We start from the raw sequence: 16,776 nt of genomic DNA, 5'->3' as shown, positions 1-16,776 counted from the left end.
TCATGTTTTGGATAATTTTTTGGAATGATAGACATTGCCGAACTGCTTACTTTTATAAAAGTCGCCGAAACCAGCTCTTTTTCAGCAGCTGGTGATCAACTTTTTGTTACCCAACCCGCTATTAGCAAACGTGTTGCCTCACTTGAAAGCAGTCTTGGAGTAAAACTTTTTGATCGCATCGGGCGTCAGGTTCAATTAACCGAAGCTGGTATTCGTCTATTACCCAAAGCACGAAAAATGGCAGAGGACCTGCAAGACATAAAGCGCAGCATGACACTACAAATGCAAGATGTAAGCGGTGAATTACGCATATCCACTAGCCATCACGTTGGCTTACACCGCTTACCTAAATCTCTCAAACGATTTCAAGAAGATTTCCCAAGCGCACAATTAGAAATTGAATTTGTTCAATCTGAAGAAGCTTATCAAGATGTATTAAAAGGAAGAGCAGAACTGGGGATTATTACTCTATCTAATAAAGAAAATCCGCTCATTGAATCATTGCCTATTTGGTCTGATCCACTTGCCTGTGTGGTCAGTAAAGATCACCCTCTCGCGCTTTCTAAAAACTTGAGTCTAATTGAATTAGCACAGCATGCCTGCGTTTTGCCCAACAAAAACACTTTCACAAGACAAATAGCAGAACAAGCATTTGGCAAACAAGGCCTAAAACCTCAGGTGCGAATGAACACGAACAACCTAGAAACATTAGCGATGCTGGTTAACATTGGCTGGGGTTGGTCACTACTTCCTTCGACACTAGTCGACGAAAAACTCGTCGTATTAAACTTGCCGGATTTGAACGTAGAAAGAAAACTAGGAGTTATTCATCATAAGCAAAGAACACTTAGCCGTGCTGCTATCGCTTTTATTGAATTACTTAAATGCGACAGCACAAGTTTATAGGATATTTAGGAAAAGACTTTTAGGAAAACTAACGGCGCTGACTAATAAGAAGTATTGTTAGTGCCAGCGTACTAACACAAGCTGCTAGAGTAAAAACCCAAGCTCCACCCAACCATTCCCAAAGATAACCAGTAATTACCATTCCCAGTCCACCGCCTAAGCCGATAGCAAAAGCGCTATACATGGCTTGACCTTGACCAGCAAATCGTTCTGGAAAAAGACGTCTAATCTGCTCAATGGAAACCATATGAAACAGTGCAAACGTAATACAGTGGAGCAACTGCGTAAAAATAAGCACCCATGCAATAGAGGCAAACCAGCCGACTAATAACCAACGAACAATACCGCAAATAAAACAAAGTGTAATAATGTGGACCACATCAAAGCGCTTAATTGTATTACCAAAAAATAAGAACAAGAAAATTTCAATCACCACACCCAAAGCCATCAATAAGCCAATTTGTTCGCCACTGTAACCAAAGTTAGACAGATGCACGGCAAAGAAAACATTGAAAGGCGCATGTGACATAAAAGCCAAAAATGCTAAAACAAAAAACAGCATCGATTCAGGATTTTTTACTAATGCAAAAAAAGAAGTTGTCGCCTTGGGTTGATTGGTCTCATAGGCCTGTTCTTTAAGGAAAAAAGACGTCACAACTGCAAGTGCCATAAATGCACACATTGTAGGAATAACGACACCTATCCCAAATTGACCGATTAAAAAACCAGCTCCAGTTACTGCAAACACATAACCAATTGAACCACCGGCTCTTAAACGTGTATAGGGTACATCCAATTGTCGGATACTACGCACAGTCAAAGAGTCCGTCATCGGGATAAGTGCCGAATAAAACAGCGCCATAGTACAGGTCAATAGCCACAAGGTTTCAAATTGATCGCTCCAATTAAACGGAATGACGGCAATAAAACAACCTAAAATGCCTAATTGAAGTATGCGTTTTGGCAAACCTACTTTCGCAGTTAACCATCCCCAAAAATGCGGTACCAAAATGCCAGACAAAGTGAAAGTAGACATCAAACGACCAATCTCGGAAGCGGTTAAGCCAATCGATTTATAATACATCGATATATAAGGCATCATGACGCCGATAACAGCACAGAAAAAAAAGTAAAAGAAAAATAAAGGCCAAGCCACAGGGCGAGCATTTTCAGAAAACATCATGGCTCCAAAAAATTACGATGTTTACTGCCAAATAAGACAACAAAGATCATGCATTAATTATAATGATTAAGTATGCTGGAAATATTGTAAAAAAGCACGACAGATAATGGTGCAAGTCCGCTACAAATTTAACCTATCCTGTCCCTGCTCATATTAATAATTTTCTTATTTACAACGAGGACAATCATGACAAACAAAACAGAATGGTGGCGTGGCGCCGTAATTTATCAGGTTTATCCTCGTAGTTTTTTCGACTCAAATAACGATGGTATCGGCGACCTTCCCGGCGTAACGGCGAAGATGAGCTACATCGCTTCATTAGGCGTTGACGCGATTTGGCTCTCTCCGTTTTTCACTTCACCCATGAAAGACTTTGGTTATGATGTTTCCAACTACTGTGACGTGGACCCTATTTTCGGAACACTGGCCGACTTTGATGAACTGATTGCTTCCGCTCATCATCACGGCCTTAAAGTTATGATTGACCAAGTTCTAAATCATAGTTCAGATCAGCATCCATGGTTTGTTGAGTCTCGCAGTAGTCATGACAACGGCAAAGCCGATTGGTATGTTTGGGCGGATGCAAATCCAGATGGTTCAGTCCCTAATAATTGGCTGTCTGTTTTTGGTGGTCCAGCTTGGCATTGGGATAGCCGTCGTAGACAATATTATCTTCATAATTTCTTAGACAGCCAGCCAGACTTAAACTTCCATAACCCTGTCGTTGTCGACGCATTACTTGAAACCGTTGAGTTTTGGTTAAAACGCGGCGTAGACGGCTTCCGACTAGATACAGCAAATTATTACTATCATGACATTGAGCTAAAAAGTAACCCTCCCAAAAAAGAAGTGGTGGAAGGAAGTATTGGGGTACGACTCGACAATCCATACGCTTACCAGCTGCATCTATATGACAAATCCAGACCTGAAAATATTGCCTTTTTAAAACGTTTACGCACCTTATTAGACCAATATCCAAACACTACAACCGTTGGTGAAGTAGGCTGTGATTTTGCACTTGAAACCATGGCAGCTTATACACAAGGCAAAGATAAGTTACACATGTGCTACTCGTTCGACCTACTCACTCATGATTCCTCGATGGCTCACATTCGCAACACAATGGAAACAATAGAAGCGGGATTAGGCGATGGCTGGCCTTGTTGGTCGATCGGCAATCACGACGTGGAACGAGTAACTACACGCTGGGGAAATAACCATGACCCAATTGCCAAAAGCAAAATCTATATGGCAATGCTTTTAACCTTGCGCGGGAGTGTTTGTTTGTATCAGGGAGAGGAGCTTGGACTACCTGAAGCAGAGCTGACATTTGATCAATTAGTTGATCCTTTTGGTATTGCTTTCTGGCCAGAGTTTAAAGGTCGAGACGGTTGCAGAACCCCTATTCCATGGAAAAACGAAACACTGGGAGGGTTCACTCAGTCCGCTCAACCTTGGCTACCCATTGCAGAAGACCAAAAACCATTAGCGGTTAGCGAACAGGAAGGCAACCGCCATTCTGTTTTGCATGCTTATCGAGATTTTCTTCATGTAAGGCGCAGTCATCCTGAGTTACGCCATGGTGACATTAAGTTTATCTACAACGATGAAACAACACTGACATTCCTTCGTAGCTATAATGGCAAACGTCTTTACGTGGCAATCAATACCGCTAACCAAGACATCATATTACCAGTCGAACTCAAACTATCAGCATTGACCTTGCCAGAAGCCATGCACAGTGGGTACATAGATGGAAAGACTATCGTCCTTCCTCCTTTTAGTATTTTGCTCGCATCCGTTCTAGACTAACTTTTTAAACCTACCCTTTTTAAACTTACTTTTTAGACCTAAGAAAAAGCCCCACTCTTAAAGCAATAAGAGCGGGGCTTTAAGCTTATGCAGCAAAAGAAAAAACTATGAGGACAACAGCTCTTGGTTTGGCCACGCATTAATAATAGCTTTTACCAAAGTAGCTAATGGAATCGCAAAAAATATCCCCCAGAATCCCCATATACCACCGAAAAACAAAACTGCAACAATGATTGCCAGCGGATGCAAGTTCACTGCCTCTGAAAACAATAAAGGGACAAGCACATTACCATCCAATGCTTGAACGATTAAATAGGCAACCACCACATAGATGAATTCACTCTGAGTTCCATATTGATAGAACGCCACCAACACAACTGGAATAGTCACGGCAGCCGCACCGATGTAAGGAATCAACACCGACAAACCGACTAACAAGGCCAGCAACTCTGCGTATTTCAAACCAAACACCAAAAATACAACATAAGTCACTACACCAACGACAAACATCTCAATGAACTTGCCTCGAATATAATTTGCAATCTGGCCATTCATTTCATGAGCGATATTACGCATCATTTTTCTTTCCTTAGGCAACCAAGACGTCAAATAATCAAGTATTTTATCTTGGTCTTTTAACAAGAAAAAAATCACCAATGGCACTAATACCACGTAAATAACAACTGAGAACAACGAAGGAATGCTCGACAATGAAAAAGATAACAACCATTGCCCAAGATTCGTTGACTCATTGGCCAGTGAATTTGTTACTTCATCTATCGCCGCTTGACTAACTAAATCACTATGCCCTTCAGCAAATTGCTGCACTTCATTGCGAATTACCATAAACATCCTCGGTGCATCTTGCACGAGTCGTACAGCCTGGCGCCAAATAATTGGTACCATGACACCGATAAAAACACTACAGGCGGTTAAGAAAGTGAAAAATACAATAAAAACAGATGTGAGATGACCAAGTCGGAGACGTTGCAGCCGATCAACTAAACCCTGCAGTAAAAATGCTAAGACGATAGCAATTAATATTGGTGCTAGAATCCCGCCCCAAAAAGCCAAAACACAGAGCGTAGTAATCAGTAATAAAAGAAAGACCACTACTTCTTCATTAGAAAAATACCGTTTAATCAGCGTATCAACAATTTTAAACATATCGAGTCCGTTTCAGCTTTTTTGAATAACAAAGGTATACACATCATTGTCTTCACATGTTGACAATAAAGTAAATCCGACGAGTGCCGTATATTGAGGGATATCTTTTAACGAACCTGCATCGCAGGTTGTCACACATAAGCGCTCTCCCACCGCCATCTTACTTAACGCCATTTTTGCCTTTAACAAAGGCATTGGGCAACGATCTTCTCTTGCATCCAAGATTACGTCATACTGATTGCCTAGATTGATCGTCATTTTATAATTTACCCAATGAATACATTAGCCATATTATGAGACTATTTTCAAACGTTACAACAGGCTTAACCATCTTAGCCGTTGTTTTTACAAGTACTTTGTCCAATATAAGTACAGCCAGCATTCCTGATCTGGAAGCGAACAAAGACGAAAGAGCCTTGTCTAATCCCTCCTACATACTAGGACAATATTGGTTTCGAAAACTAAATGGAAGCCGAGCATTAATCGACTTCCCTCCAGCCTACGATTACTTAAAAGATGCACTATCTCAAATTCTTCCGCAAACGAATCTTTATAACACCACAGTCGAAATGACACTTTTGAACAGCTCGCAAAGTAATGCTTTTGTCATTCCAGGCAATCATCTTTTCATTTACTCAGATATTATGGAGATGATAACTAGTGAAGACATGCTATTTGGCTTATTAGGACACGAAATTGCTCATTTGGACCTTCGGCACTATGAGCGCCAAACCAAACATTCTGGTGAAGAGTTACAGAAGACTCTTGTCATGCTGGGAGCAGGAATAGCTGCAGCCCTAGCTGGCGCCGGCTCTGATGCCACAACAGCACTTTGGCTAGGGGGTATAGCGAATCAGGCAGAAAATACTCTAACTTATAGTCGCAACCAAGAACAAGAAGCCGATCGACGTGGTCGAGAATATCTAATCAACGCAGGACTCGCACCTGAGGGTATGACAAAATTATTTCAGGCTTTCTTTAAGCAAGCACTGGGAAGACCCAAACTGGAATATTTATCAAGCCATCCTTCGCCAAACTCAAGGCTATCTGATTCCTTTAGTACCGAGACTAAAGAAACTATCTTAAGCAAGAATAGAACAACAGACTTTGAATTTTTTAGAGCAAGCCTACTAGCGTACAGAGCAGGTATTGAGGACAAACCGTTTACCTATTTAGATCAAAAGATACAGGATAACGACGCTAAAAATTTCGCCAAAGGACTTTTTTCTTATCTTATCCAATCTCCCGATAGAGCCCTAATTTTTTTAAATAAACTAGAAAAACACAATCAATTCACAGATTACTTACAAGCGCTTAGTTTTGCTGCTTCAGGCCAAACAGAGCAAGGCCTTAACATCATAAATATGCGGCTAGACCTTGCACCAAAAGGTATTCTTTTTTCAATGCTTAATGCACAATTAACTAAGACAAAACCTATCTCAGTTTATTCAAATTATCTTTATGAGCAGCGATTAATTTGGAGAGCAAACATTCAATATTATCAATCTAGAAACAACATCCCTATGGCACTAAACTATCGAGCTTTATTAGACTTTAGCCAAGGAAAGGATAAAACTGCAGAGTATTTAATTAAACGAGCCGAAAATGACGCTAAAGATAACGACAAAAATGCCATACAAGAGACAGCAGCAAAATTTAAAATAATTAATGAAGCAGAAAAACAAGAAGACTTAGAAGAAGAAAATAGAAATTAGCGAAATATAAAAAAATAAAAAGCCAAACTAAAAGTTTGGCTTTTTTATCTACAGCAAGTCAGCATCATTCTGCTGATTGTGCGTGGAGTTCATCAAACTGTGCTTGCAATTCAGCATGTTTAGTTTCGTATGCAGATACTTTCTGATCTACACTATATGCACCATTCAAATTAACATTTGCATCGACATCAGCGCCCATGTTTTCAAGTGTTACAGCAAGTGCTTCTACGCTACCTCTAGCACTTTGAATGCGGTCAGTAGGACTCTCACCAGAAGCTGCAAACGCACTTGTAGCCATTACAGATGCTGTTACTAGAGCTAGAATAGTTTTATTTAAAGTTTTCATATCGTTATCCTTTAATCTGTTAAATGGGGTTATTATTCCGCTGTTTGAGCATGTAATGCATCGAATTGGTTTTGCAATTCTGTATGCTTAGCGTCATATACAGCCGCTTTTTGATCAAACGTATAAGCACCATTTAAATCGACACTGGTATCAACATTAGCACCCATATTTTCAAGTGTTACCCCTAACGCCTCAACACTGCCTTTTGCACTTTGAACACGTTCAGTACCTGTTTCAGCAAAAGCTGCTGTCGTCATTACAGAAGCAGCCAATAGCGCTAAAATAGTTTTATTTAAGTTTTTCATAATATTCACCTTTAAAATTAAATAGTATTTGAATCGATCATCAAGCGTTTAATTACTCTGCAGATTGTGCATGCAAAGCGTCAAATTGATTTTGAAGTTCAGCATGTTTCGCATTATAAACAGCTGTTTTCTGTTCAAAAGTATAAGCACCATTTAAATCAACACTGGTATCAACATTAGCGCCCATATTTTCAAGAGTCACACCTAACGCCTCAACACTACCTTTTGCACTTTGAACACGTTCAATGCCTGTTTCAGCAAAAGCTGCAGTTGTCATTGCAGAAGCAGTTAATAGAGCCAAAGTTACTTTAGTGATAGTTTTCATATTTTTCTCCTTGAGAGAGCAATCATTAATATTTAAAATTCAAATCGTTTATCGCTTCGATAATTTTATAATAGTCCTTTACTGAAAATTAAAAAGCCCAAAACAATATCTTCCACGTTTGTTCCAAATACGAACTAACAAACATCAATTCGAGTAAAGATCACAAAAAATAGGTAGAAATCAAAATAAATAAGGCAAAAAAACAGTCGAATAAGGAATAAATACACAACACGTGACTTTCACTTAAGAGCGATTCCCGATATAGAGACAAATCGATAGGGATAGATCGAAAAATTTGCTAATATACATCATCTGTTTGGATATAAAAGATTATGACACCGCTTGCTTTAATAGATAACTTAGAACATTTACCGAATCCTTTTACTCAGTTTGAAGGTATTGCTGCTCATTTAGAAAGCTCTACACCTCATATCAATGATCCTGAGTATCGACGAGATCTTCAGCTAGCATTATGCTTTATCTATAGTTACAACGGCTCACAAGCAACATTCAACTCTTATAGACGAGAAGTTGAGCGATTACTCCTCTGGTCATGGCATATCGCCTTATGCCCAACAACCCAGTTACGTCGTGATCAGATCGAAGAATTTATACATTTTTGTATAACACCTCCAGAAAGCTGGATTGGCACTAAAAACGTCGCTCGTTTTAAATTACATATGGGGCAGAGAACAGCCAATAAAGATTGGCGACCATTTGTTGCGCATGTGAGTAAATTAGAATTTAAAAATGGTGATGTACCTAAAGCCAAACAACACTCATTATCTCAAGCAGCCATCAGGGCAACATTTTCAATCCTATCGTCTTATTATGGATTTCTTATGCAAGAGGATGCTGCACAGCAAAATCCTGTGGCATTGATTCGACAAAAAAGTAAATTTGTAAAAAAAGAAATCACTCGTAAACAAGTCAGACGTATTTCTAATTTACAGTGGGATTATGTAATAGAAACAGCAGAGATGTTGGCTGAAGAAGATCCCGCACACCATGAACGCACTCTATTTATAATGAATGCTTTACTTGGCATGTATTTACGAATTTCTGAATTAGTCGCCGATGAACGATCTGCGCCAGTGATGGGCGACTTTATAAAAGACGCCGACGGACATTGGTGGTTTAAAGTTCTTTCAAAAGGTAATAAAGAACGACTTGTTGCAGTATCTGATGATATGTTGAATGCGTTAAAACGCTATCGACAGTTTCGAGATTTACCATTACTGCCAACCATTGCTGAAAACACACCTCTTGTACCTAAAAACCGAGGGCAAGGTGCGATGACAAGCTCACGACAGGTTCGCAACATAGTTCAGCTGTGCTTTGACAAAGCTTATGAACGCATGTGTGAAGATGGCATGAGAGCCGATGCTGATGACCTACGTGTTGCAACCGTTCACTGGTTACGACACACAGGCATATCGGAAGACGTAAAAACGAGACCAAAAGAACACGTTAGAGAAGACGCAGGCCATGCCAGCATGGCTACAACAGATAAATACATTGATACCGAATATCGGGAGCGCCATGCAAGTGGCCGAAAGAAAACTCTTCGACCTCATTAATTACCACTCACAACAAGAACTAGCACTTCTCTTTATTGTGAGTTGTGCTATTTTGACCAACGCTCTAGGCTTTTTTCGTCGTTAGTATTGGCCTCTACCCAACGACTATCTGAGCCTTCAGATTCTTTTTTCCAAAACGCTGCTCGGCTTTTTAAATAATCCATAATAAAATCACACGCTTGAAAAGCTTCGGCACGATGAGAGGCACTGACACCAACAAATACGATCTGATCATCTACTGACAAACGACCCACACGGTGCACAACGCAAACGTCTAATAAAGGCCAACGTGCATTGGCTTCATCAACAATGACTTGTAAGTTCCGTTCTGTCATTCCTGGATAATGCTCAAGCTCGAAGCTGCAGGCCTCTTTGGGTAAGTCAGAAAATTGGCGTACCAAACCAACAAACATGGCAACAGCACCCGTTTGATTAGCCTTCAATAAGCTTTTATATAAAACATCAACGTGAAAATCTTCTTCCTGTACGAGAATCATTTAGCCTCCGGTGACAGGTGGAAAAAAAGCCACTTCACTGACAGATTCAGGGACAATATCTGCGCCTCTAGCAAATTCGAAATCAATAGAGGATTGGATACCTTTCTCAAGCAGCGCTTGTCCTTTATCTAATTCATTAGCCAATTGGTGTTTTAATTCGCTAATACTCAAAGGTAATGCTAACTCTGCAATGTATTCGCTCTGACCAATGCTTTCTTTCAAAGACGCAAAAAATACCACCCTCACCTTAGACATTCCCTTTACTCCAGTCACCGCTTTTACCGCCTTTTTTTTCTAACAAAGACACATTCCGAATAACTATGCCCTTATCAACTGCTTTGCACATATCATAAAGCGTCAATGCTGCGATACTAGCACCCGTAAGGGCTTCCATCTCAACACCCGTTTTACCGGATAGTGAGCAAGTACATAACACTTCCAACTCACAATCACTGATAACAATAATATCGACCGTCACTTTCGTTAACATCAAAGGATGACACAATGGAATCAAGTCAGATGTCTTCTTTGCCGCTTGAATACCTGCAATACGAGCTGTTGCCAACACGTCGCCTTTTGGCAAACCTCCTTCTATCACTTTTTTTAACGTAGCTGGTTGCATTAAAAGAATTGCCTGAGCGGTTGCCGTGCGTTTTGTAATGTCTTTGTCTGAGACATCAACCATATGTGCGTGGCCTTGATGATCCAAGTGGGTAAGTTTATCGCTCATAAAAATCCTAAACAGTATACATAGATTAAAAATGTCGCCTATATTTTAAGAAAGCCAGTAGGAATGCAAGTAAAGTCTTAGAGATACTGCACTAACATACTTATAATACCGCTCTTAGACGGATCTCCCCTAATCATCACCTTTTTCAGTTAGGAACAGTAGGAATGGCATCAAAGTGTTTTCTTTTTTTTCTTTTTATAGCAACGCAGCTATGGGCAGAAAATACGATCATTTCCAATGGAAGTGATCCAAGGATCAACGTGCTAATTCCAACCTTCAAAGAAACACAGCCCATTTCAGCTAAAGATGTACTATCAAATGGGGAATTTCAACAAAGCATTTATGAAGAGTCCCAAGGCTTCTCAGAAAGCGCTTACTGGCATAAGTTAAGCTTTCCCAAAACCACAACACCAAACATGGGGCAAACGATTCATCTTGCCTTAAACTACTACGTCATCGAACACCTTGATTTCTATTTATTTCATGGAGATCAGCTTCAGTCACAATGGAAAAGAGGCGCACTAGAAAGCTGGAAAGGTGATACAAAACGCTACAACGGCATTTGGATACCGATATCATTGTCCAATGAGCAGGATACAACGCTATTAGTCCGTAAACAGGGTAATAGTCCGCTACTAACACCTTTTATGTTGTTTGATGATACAAACGCTGAAGCCAAAAAAGAGGAAAAACTGATTTTCTGGACCTTTATCATCAGTAGTTTGGTTATTCTACTCGCTCACAATGTCTTTGTTTTTATCCTACTAAGACAGCCAGGCTTTGTTTACTACCTTGGCCTAAATATCATTATATTTATTGCGCTATCCGTTGTCACAGGGTTCAGTAGATGGATTTTTTCAGAAGAAATTAGCCAATGGATCATTAGAAACCTATTTGTCATATTTGGTATCGGAGCTTGGATACTATTTCGCTTCAGCATACATTTTTTAAAAGAAGTTCGGATCCCTTCCTCTCAATCATTGATTAGAAAATATGGTGACAGCATTTTCATCATATTCTTACTTTCGACACAACTATTCTCGGTTAAAACCGCTGCGCTCCTGTTTGCTTGCCTCGAAGTATTTCTGTTTTTTATTTGTATCTATTGGGGCATAAAAGCCTATCTAAAAGGCTTTATTGCGGTACGCTTTTATTTGTTTTCTTGGTTCTTTTTAATCATTGGCAGCATACTAAACACTCTTATCTTTTGGAAAATATTACCCATAAACCTTTTTACGGAATCTATTCTTCCTATTTCTAGCATGCTACAACTACTTGGCTTTGCCTTTGCTTTTGCAGATAAATCCAAGCAGTTTGAACGTAATCGAAAACTACAAGCGCTCACTGATTCATCAACCAATCTCCCAAACCGAACCTATTATTTTGATAAGCTGCCAACACTATTAGCATCAATAGCGCCACACTCTCCACAGCTAGCACTTGTCATGATAGACATCAGCAACTACCAAACTTTGAACCAAGCTTTTGGCCCTGCCAAAGCAGACTCCGTTATATCAGAAATCATTCAAAGTATTCATCAACAAGCCCTAAGGATGGAAGGCGTTTTATCTTTTCCTTTACCCAATAAAAGTATTAATAAAGTCATTCGGATAACAGCAACCAATATCATCTTAATCAGTACAACTCCAGATCAAATCAAGCAACAGATACTAAAAATCCAGCGGATTCTTGATACCCCAACACTGGTAAACAAAATTCATTTCAGACACCAATATAAAATAGGTAGCGCACTTTACCCTACACAGGGAGCGGATTTAGACAAACTGTATCAGAACGCACTCATCGCTAACCACTCGGTCACTTATTCATCCGGTAACTGGGCTGCTTTTACCGATAATCTAAAAAGTAATCACGCCCATCAATTGGGTTTAATCACTCAGCTGACAGATGATATTGAACATGAAAAGCTCTATTTTCACATTCAGCCTCAAGTCAATTTAGCAGATCGAAGTATTATCGGTGGTGAAGTTCTTGTTCGTTGGTACAACAAGCACTTAGGGCAAGTATCGCCAGCAGAATTCATTCCATTAGCAGAACAAACAGGTCTTATATACAAGCTCACAGATATGTTGCTTGAAAAAGTGTTTCAGTGGGCTTTTGAACACCCAGCTGCATTGTCAACACAGCGCCTATCCATCAACATATCTGCACTTGATTTGCTTCAAGAAGACTTTGCCAATCAAGTCATTGAAAAGCTTCAAAATCATCATTTATCAGCCTGTAAGTTCACTATAGAAATCACTGAAACCAGCATCTTCCAAAATAACGACATAGTACATAACAACGTAAGACAGCTACATCATGCAGGTTTTAAGCTTGCTATCGATGATTTTGGCGTAGGTTATAGCTCTATGCAAAATCTCGTTGCTTTAGAAACAGATGAATTAAAGATTGACCAATTCTTTGTAATGAACTTATTAAATGATCCCCAAAGCCAGACCTTATGCCGCAACATGATAGATCTCTGTAAGGCACTTAATATCGTTAGTGTTGCTGAAGGTATTGAATCCGAAGAAATCTTACAACTATTACTACAATGGCAATGCCAAATTGGACAGGGTTATCACCTCTACCGACCTATGTCGCCGAACGATTATCTCAAATTATTAGATTAAAAGTTCCGCCTTTGTCAGCGCCAACAAATCGTGCATAATGCTGTAAACATTAATGACATCAGAATCCACTCACCACAATAACACGGTTAATAGCTAACATCGCATGAGCCTAATAGACGATTATCAACTGCTGGAGATCCCAACCACCGCCAGCGAGCAGGAAGCAAAAACCGCGTTTAGACGTTTGGCAAGGCGCTATCATCCTGATAAAAATCCTGATAAAGACACAACGGAGCTTTTTCAGCGTCTTCAGGCTGCTTACGAAAATGTTACCAACGCCATTCGCCAAGGTGCGCAAGTCAACGACTGGAAACCTTTTACCTTTACCAAAGAAAACACACAAAGCTCTGGCGCCAAAAACCGTTATACGAATTTTTCGACCGCCACAGACAAAGAACAGGAAGCCTTTGTCAAAGAGCGACAACGTGCCTACGAAGAAATGAAGCGCAACAACGCTCACCATGAAAAAACACGTAATGACGCTATCAAAGCAGCACGTAATACCATAAATGAAAAACGCGTTAAAGCCCTTTACGAAGAAGCCTTCAAGGCATCCAAAAACTTTACTTCACAAGGCTACAGCTATACAGACAACCAAAGCGGCGAAAAACCAGATATACCACCTTACCAATCCTTTGTGGACGATGAAGAAGAATACACACAATCCACACAGTCGTTCTATAACGAACCAGTTAGCCAACCGATTAAATTAGACGCAGCAAAGGCTGCATTTCGCGCTGCTACCTATATCGCTTGTTTTGCTGCTGGCATTTACAGCACGCTGTATTGGCAATCATCCAAGCAGGAAACAGCCTCCGAGCAAAAAGTAGCCACCTACATCAGTGGCTTATATCCCCAGTTTCGTGTTGGAATAAGTTACACCTTAGCCGACACCACGCTTTATGCAGAGCCAGATGTATCCAGCGCCATCTTGCAAACCATCCCAACTCAATCAGATCTGCAAAGTATTAAATCGCAAGGCAACTGGTTGACTGTCCGTTACAACGGCATGAATGGATGGGTGCAAACAAAAAATATTGGCTTTGGTAGTATTCAACACGCACTTCAAACCGGTTGCTTTGGCCAGCCCGGTGCTGCACCTCAGCATGGCGAGTTAATTGGTGTGGCTGACGGAAGTAGCCGTTTGCGCATTTTGAACCAATTACCCGAGCACAGCATGCTCACCTTCGAGTCCTATGACGGACAAGCGCCCTTTTCTATCTACTTGTATGGAAAACAAGCATACGCAGCCAATTACATCCCCAGAGGCAACTACCGGTTGGTGTTAGAGACAGGTTCCCTGTATCATCACGCCTGTAACCAATTCCTCTTTAATGACACAACCAAAGTCATCTTAGACAATGTCGATTTTGCCAGCACTGAGCAGTCACTCACGCTAAAGCCATAATCTGACTATTGAAGACCTTTGCACGAAGTCACGAGCGAAGCCAAGACGAGGCAAAAATACACGAGAAAGCAGTGTTTATGAGTTATAAATGAGCATTTTGAGTCTATTTTTAACAAAGTATTGGCGAGCAGAGTAGTCGTGCAAAGGTCTCTAAGAGACAAACAACCCAGAGTACTTCACGACCCATGCTAAGTAACATCCGAATCGTACTGATCAACACTTTTCATCCTGGCAACGTCGGTGCTATTGCCCGAGCCATGAAGAATATGGGATTAACCAACCTTTATTTAGTTGACCCAAATGACTACCCATCAGAAGAAGCCACCAGCCGCGCTGCCGGTGCTGTTGATCTGCTTGAAAATGCCACCATCGTTTCTACATTAGAAGAAGCCATCGCAGACTGTAGTCTTGTCATTGGCACAAGCGCTCGTCATCGCACTTTTCAGCTTCCTATTATGAATGCTCGTGAATGCGCCGAAAGCGTAATTCCAGAAGCCGTTGATCATAATGTTGCTATTGTTTTTGGCCGTGAGACCACAGGTTTATTAAACGATGAAATTGCTCAATGTCATCGCCAAGTTTATATCGACGCCAATGATGAATATCCGGTATTAAATATTTCACAAGCGGTACAAATTGTCGCTTATGAAATCTGGATGGCAAATCAAAACAAAGAAAACTACAAAAAAGAAACGCCAGAATATCCACATAAAAAAGACATGGATCTTTTCTACGAACATTTAGAAGAAACACTTTATGGTATCAACTTCATCATCCGTAGCCATCCAGGCAAGGTTCTAGATAAGTTGCATCGCTTTTTTAATCGCTCTCGTCCAGAGAAACAAGAATTAGGAATTTTACGCGGAGTGTTGGCTGCGGTACAACGCGAAGCTGGACTGACAGAAGCAAACAACCATCCAGAGAAAAAGGCCAAAGACGCATTAAAAGAAGCGGCTAAAAAAGATTAAACACCACCCCCTTCTTTTACCTAATGTCTAAAACAAAAAATGCAGCCAATTGGCTGCATTTTATATTTTTGGCAAAGTGTTGGAAGTATTACTTCTCAGCACGGCCCGCAAACTTACGTTCTTCTACGTTGACCTTGATACGGTCACCGGTAGAAATATGCTCAGGCACTTGGATAATCGCGCCAGTAGACAATTTAGCGGGTTTGTTACGAGAAGTCGCAGATGCGCCTTTGATTGAAGGATCTGTTTCGATAACTTCTAGCTCAACGTTAGTTGGCAACTCAATAACAACAGGCACTTCGTTAACCAAAACGACCTGAATACCCACTGTCTCTTCGTTAACAAAAAGAATCTCTTCTTCAACAGCACTCTTGTTCAAACTGTAAGGCGTGTAGTCTTCGTTATCCATAAACACAAATTCATCGCCATCAGAATAAGAAAACATCACTTGACGACGAACAAGATCGGCAAGATCGATCATATCGGAATCTTTGAACGTTTCATCCAATTTACGGCCAGTTACCACGTCGTACATACGCATACGATAAAGACTACCGCCAGCGCGACCCTGTGGTACAGATCGCTCAATGTCCTTTACTATGTACGTTTTATTGTCATAGCTGATAGCAATATTCTTTTTGATTTCACTTGCCTTAGGCATTTTTCTTCGTCCTAAAATTACGTTTTATAAAAATAAATATGGGTATTAAATTCATTGCAATTTCGAATGCCAGATCCTAATCCAGTTTGCCCAAGTTCGCTAGACACTAAATCAAGATTTACCTTACAATTAACGGAAAATGGCTACAAATAGAAGTATTAACAGCTAAAAGCTAATACTGATTGTATTTTTTCGCATTACCTTTCACTTTTTCGACTGGATAACGCTCGGCATTTTTAGCGATTTTTTGTTGTGCTGCGCTTAACAGATCGACGTTCAGTTTATCGGCCAGACGAACAGTAAAAAGCAACACATCCGCTAGCTCATCTTTCACCGCAAACATCTGCTTATTATCCAACTGATAAGATTGCTCTTCTGTTAGCCAACGAAAGCAGTCCAATAATTCAGCCGTCTCGCCCGCCAACGCCATCGACAAGTTTTTAGGAGAGTGGAATTGCTCCCATTCTCTCTCTTGTGTAAATTGGCGCATGGCGAGTTTTAATAACTCTAAGGAGTCGTTATTTGTAGCAGACATAA

The 16,776-nt window shown here is 40.4% G+C and carries 18 protein-coding genes; 7 read left to right on the top strand and 11 right to left on the bottom strand.

Annotation, left to right across the window (positions count from 1 at the left end; genetic code table 11):
- Positions 1-24 precede the first annotated feature (24 nt).
- Positions 25-906, top strand: coding sequence for a LysR family transcriptional regulator (locus CCS02_RS03695; RefSeq protein WP_100187666.1), 882 nt, complete (start codon positions 25-27; stop codon positions 904-906).
- Positions 907-934: 28 nt separating this feature from the next.
- On the opposite strand, the gene CCS02_RS03690 is transcribed toward CCS02_RS03695, so the two are convergent.
- On the bottom strand, positions 935-2,086 hold the full coding sequence (locus tag CCS02_RS03690) for an MFS transporter (RefSeq protein ID WP_100187667.1): 1,152 nt from the start codon (positions 2,084-2,086) through the stop codon (positions 935-937).
- A gap of 189 nt (positions 2,087-2,275) precedes the next feature.
- Here CCS02_RS03690 and CCS02_RS03685 point away from each other — a divergent pair, with 189 nt between their 5' ends.
- Positions 2,276-3,901, top strand: a complete 1,626-nt coding sequence (locus CCS02_RS03685) for an alpha-amylase family glycosyl hydrolase (RefSeq protein WP_100635851.1) — start codon at positions 2,276-2,278, stop codon at positions 3,899-3,901.
- A gap of 105 nt (positions 3,902-4,006) precedes the next feature.
- On the opposite strand, the gene CCS02_RS03680 is transcribed toward CCS02_RS03685, so the two are convergent.
- Both CCS02_RS03680 and CCS02_RS03675 read right to left on the bottom strand, forming a co-directional pair.
- The gene (locus CCS02_RS03680; RefSeq protein ID WP_100635849.1) at positions 4,007-5,068 is read right to left on the bottom strand and encodes an AI-2E family transporter; all 1,062 of its coding nucleotides are present in this window, start codon (positions 5,066-5,068) and stop codon (positions 4,007-4,009) included.
- A 12-nt stretch (positions 5,069-5,080) separates the two neighbouring features.
- Positions 5,081-5,326, bottom strand: a complete 246-nt coding sequence (locus tag CCS02_RS03675) for a sulfurtransferase TusA family protein (RefSeq protein ID WP_072839169.1) — start codon at positions 5,324-5,326, stop codon at positions 5,081-5,083.
- 35 nt (positions 5,327-5,361) lie between these two features.
- On the opposite strand from CCS02_RS03675, the gene CCS02_RS03670 reads away from it, so the two are divergent.
- Positions 5,362-6,783 (top strand): M48 family metallopeptidase, encoded by a 1,422-nt coding sequence (locus CCS02_RS03670; RefSeq protein WP_100635848.1) that lies wholly within the window; start codon positions 5,362-5,364, stop codon positions 6,781-6,783.
- A 64-nt stretch (positions 6,784-6,847) separates the two neighbouring features.
- Here the strand turns inward: CCS02_RS03670 and CCS02_RS03665 are convergent, their stop codons facing one another.
- Genes CCS02_RS03665 through CCS02_RS03655 form a run of 3 tightly spaced genes read right to left on the bottom strand, consistent with a single transcriptional unit; the run spans position 6,848 to position 7,759 of the window.
- On the bottom strand, positions 6,848-7,129 hold the full coding sequence (locus CCS02_RS03665; protein WP_100187670.1) for a hypothetical protein: 282 nt from the start codon (positions 7,127-7,129) through the stop codon (positions 6,848-6,850).
- A 32-nt stretch (positions 7,130-7,161) separates the two neighbouring features.
- Positions 7,162-7,434 carry a hypothetical protein gene (locus CCS02_RS03660; RefSeq protein WP_100187671.1) on the bottom strand — a complete coding sequence of 91 codons (273 nt, stop codon included), beginning with the start codon at positions 7,432-7,434 and terminating at the stop codon, positions 7,162-7,164.
- 52 nt (positions 7,435-7,486) lie between these two features.
- The gene (locus CCS02_RS03655; RefSeq protein ID WP_100187672.1) at positions 7,487-7,759 is read right to left on the bottom strand and encodes a hypothetical protein; all 273 of its coding nucleotides are present in this window, start codon (positions 7,757-7,759) and stop codon (positions 7,487-7,489) included.
- Between the two features lie 332 nt (positions 7,760-8,091).
- Here CCS02_RS03655 and CCS02_RS03650 point away from each other — a divergent pair, with 332 nt between their 5' ends.
- On the top strand, positions 8,092-9,339 hold the full coding sequence (locus tag CCS02_RS03650) for a tyrosine-type recombinase/integrase (RefSeq protein WP_100635846.1): 1,248 nt from the start codon (positions 8,092-8,094) through the stop codon (positions 9,337-9,339).
- Between the two features lie 47 nt (positions 9,340-9,386).
- Here the strand turns inward: CCS02_RS03650 and CCS02_RS03645 are convergent, their stop codons facing one another.
- The 3 genes from CCS02_RS03645 to moaC are packed head-to-tail and all read right to left on the bottom strand — an operon-like array spanning position 9,387 to position 10,566.
- Positions 9,387-9,836, bottom strand: coding sequence for a molybdenum cofactor biosynthesis protein MoaE (locus CCS02_RS03645; RefSeq protein WP_100635845.1), 450 nt, complete (start codon positions 9,834-9,836; stop codon positions 9,387-9,389).
- Entirely contained in the window at positions 9,837-10,091 is a 255-nt protein-coding gene (locus tag CCS02_RS03640; RefSeq protein WP_100635843.1) for a MoaD/ThiS family protein, read from the bottom strand. It abuts the gene before it with no gap.
- On the bottom strand, positions 10,084-10,566 hold the full coding sequence (gene moaC, locus CCS02_RS03635) for a cyclic pyranopterin monophosphate synthase MoaC (RefSeq protein ID WP_100187676.1): 483 nt from the start codon (positions 10,564-10,566) through the stop codon (positions 10,084-10,086). The genes CCS02_RS03640 and moaC overlap by 8 nt, the downstream gene beginning before the upstream one ends.
- A 260-nt stretch (positions 10,567-10,826) precedes the next feature.
- On the opposite strand from moaC, the gene CCS02_RS03630 reads away from it, so the two are divergent.
- The 3 genes from CCS02_RS03630 to trmJ all read left to right on the top strand — a co-directional run bounded on the left by CCS02_RS03630 (position 10,827) and on the right by trmJ (position 15,578).
- Positions 10,827-13,202 (top strand): EAL domain-containing protein, encoded by a 2,376-nt coding sequence (locus CCS02_RS03630; protein WP_232728811.1) that lies wholly within the window; start codon positions 10,827-10,829, stop codon positions 13,200-13,202.
- Positions 13,203-13,305: 103 nt separating this feature from the next.
- The gene (locus CCS02_RS03625; protein ID WP_100635840.1) at positions 13,306-14,610 is read left to right on the top strand and encodes a J domain-containing protein; all 1,305 of its coding nucleotides are present in this window, start codon (positions 13,306-13,308) and stop codon (positions 14,608-14,610) included.
- A 185-nt stretch (positions 14,611-14,795) separates the two neighbouring features.
- Positions 14,796-15,578, top strand: a complete 783-nt coding sequence (trmJ, locus tag CCS02_RS03620; protein ID WP_072839180.1) for a tRNA (cytosine(32)/uridine(32)-2'-O)-methyltransferase TrmJ — start codon at positions 14,796-14,798, stop codon at positions 15,576-15,578.
- Positions 15,579-15,666: 88 nt separating this feature from the next.
- On the opposite strand, the gene efpL is transcribed toward trmJ, so the two are convergent.
- Together efpL and CCS02_RS03610 are read right to left on the bottom strand one after the other, a co-directional pair.
- Positions 15,667-16,239: an elongation factor P-like protein EfpL gene (gene efpL, locus CCS02_RS03615; protein WP_072839181.1), complete on the bottom strand. Its 573-nt coding sequence runs from the start codon at positions 16,237-16,239 to the stop codon at positions 15,667-15,669.
- A gap of 172 nt (positions 16,240-16,411) precedes the next feature.
- Positions 16,412-16,774 (bottom strand): nucleotide pyrophosphohydrolase, encoded by a 363-nt coding sequence (locus CCS02_RS03610; RefSeq protein WP_100635838.1) that lies wholly within the window; start codon positions 16,772-16,774, stop codon positions 16,412-16,414.
- Positions 16,775-16,776 lie beyond the last annotated feature (2 nt).

This window comes from Marinomonas sp. ef1 (assembly GCF_002806845.1).
In the GTDB taxonomy this organism is placed as follows: domain Bacteria; phylum Pseudomonadota; class Gammaproteobacteria; order Pseudomonadales; family Marinomonadaceae; genus Marinomonas; species Marinomonas polaris.
The sequence above is the reverse complement of the archived record's forward strand: the minus strand, read 5'-3'. Positions and strand labels throughout refer to the sequence as shown.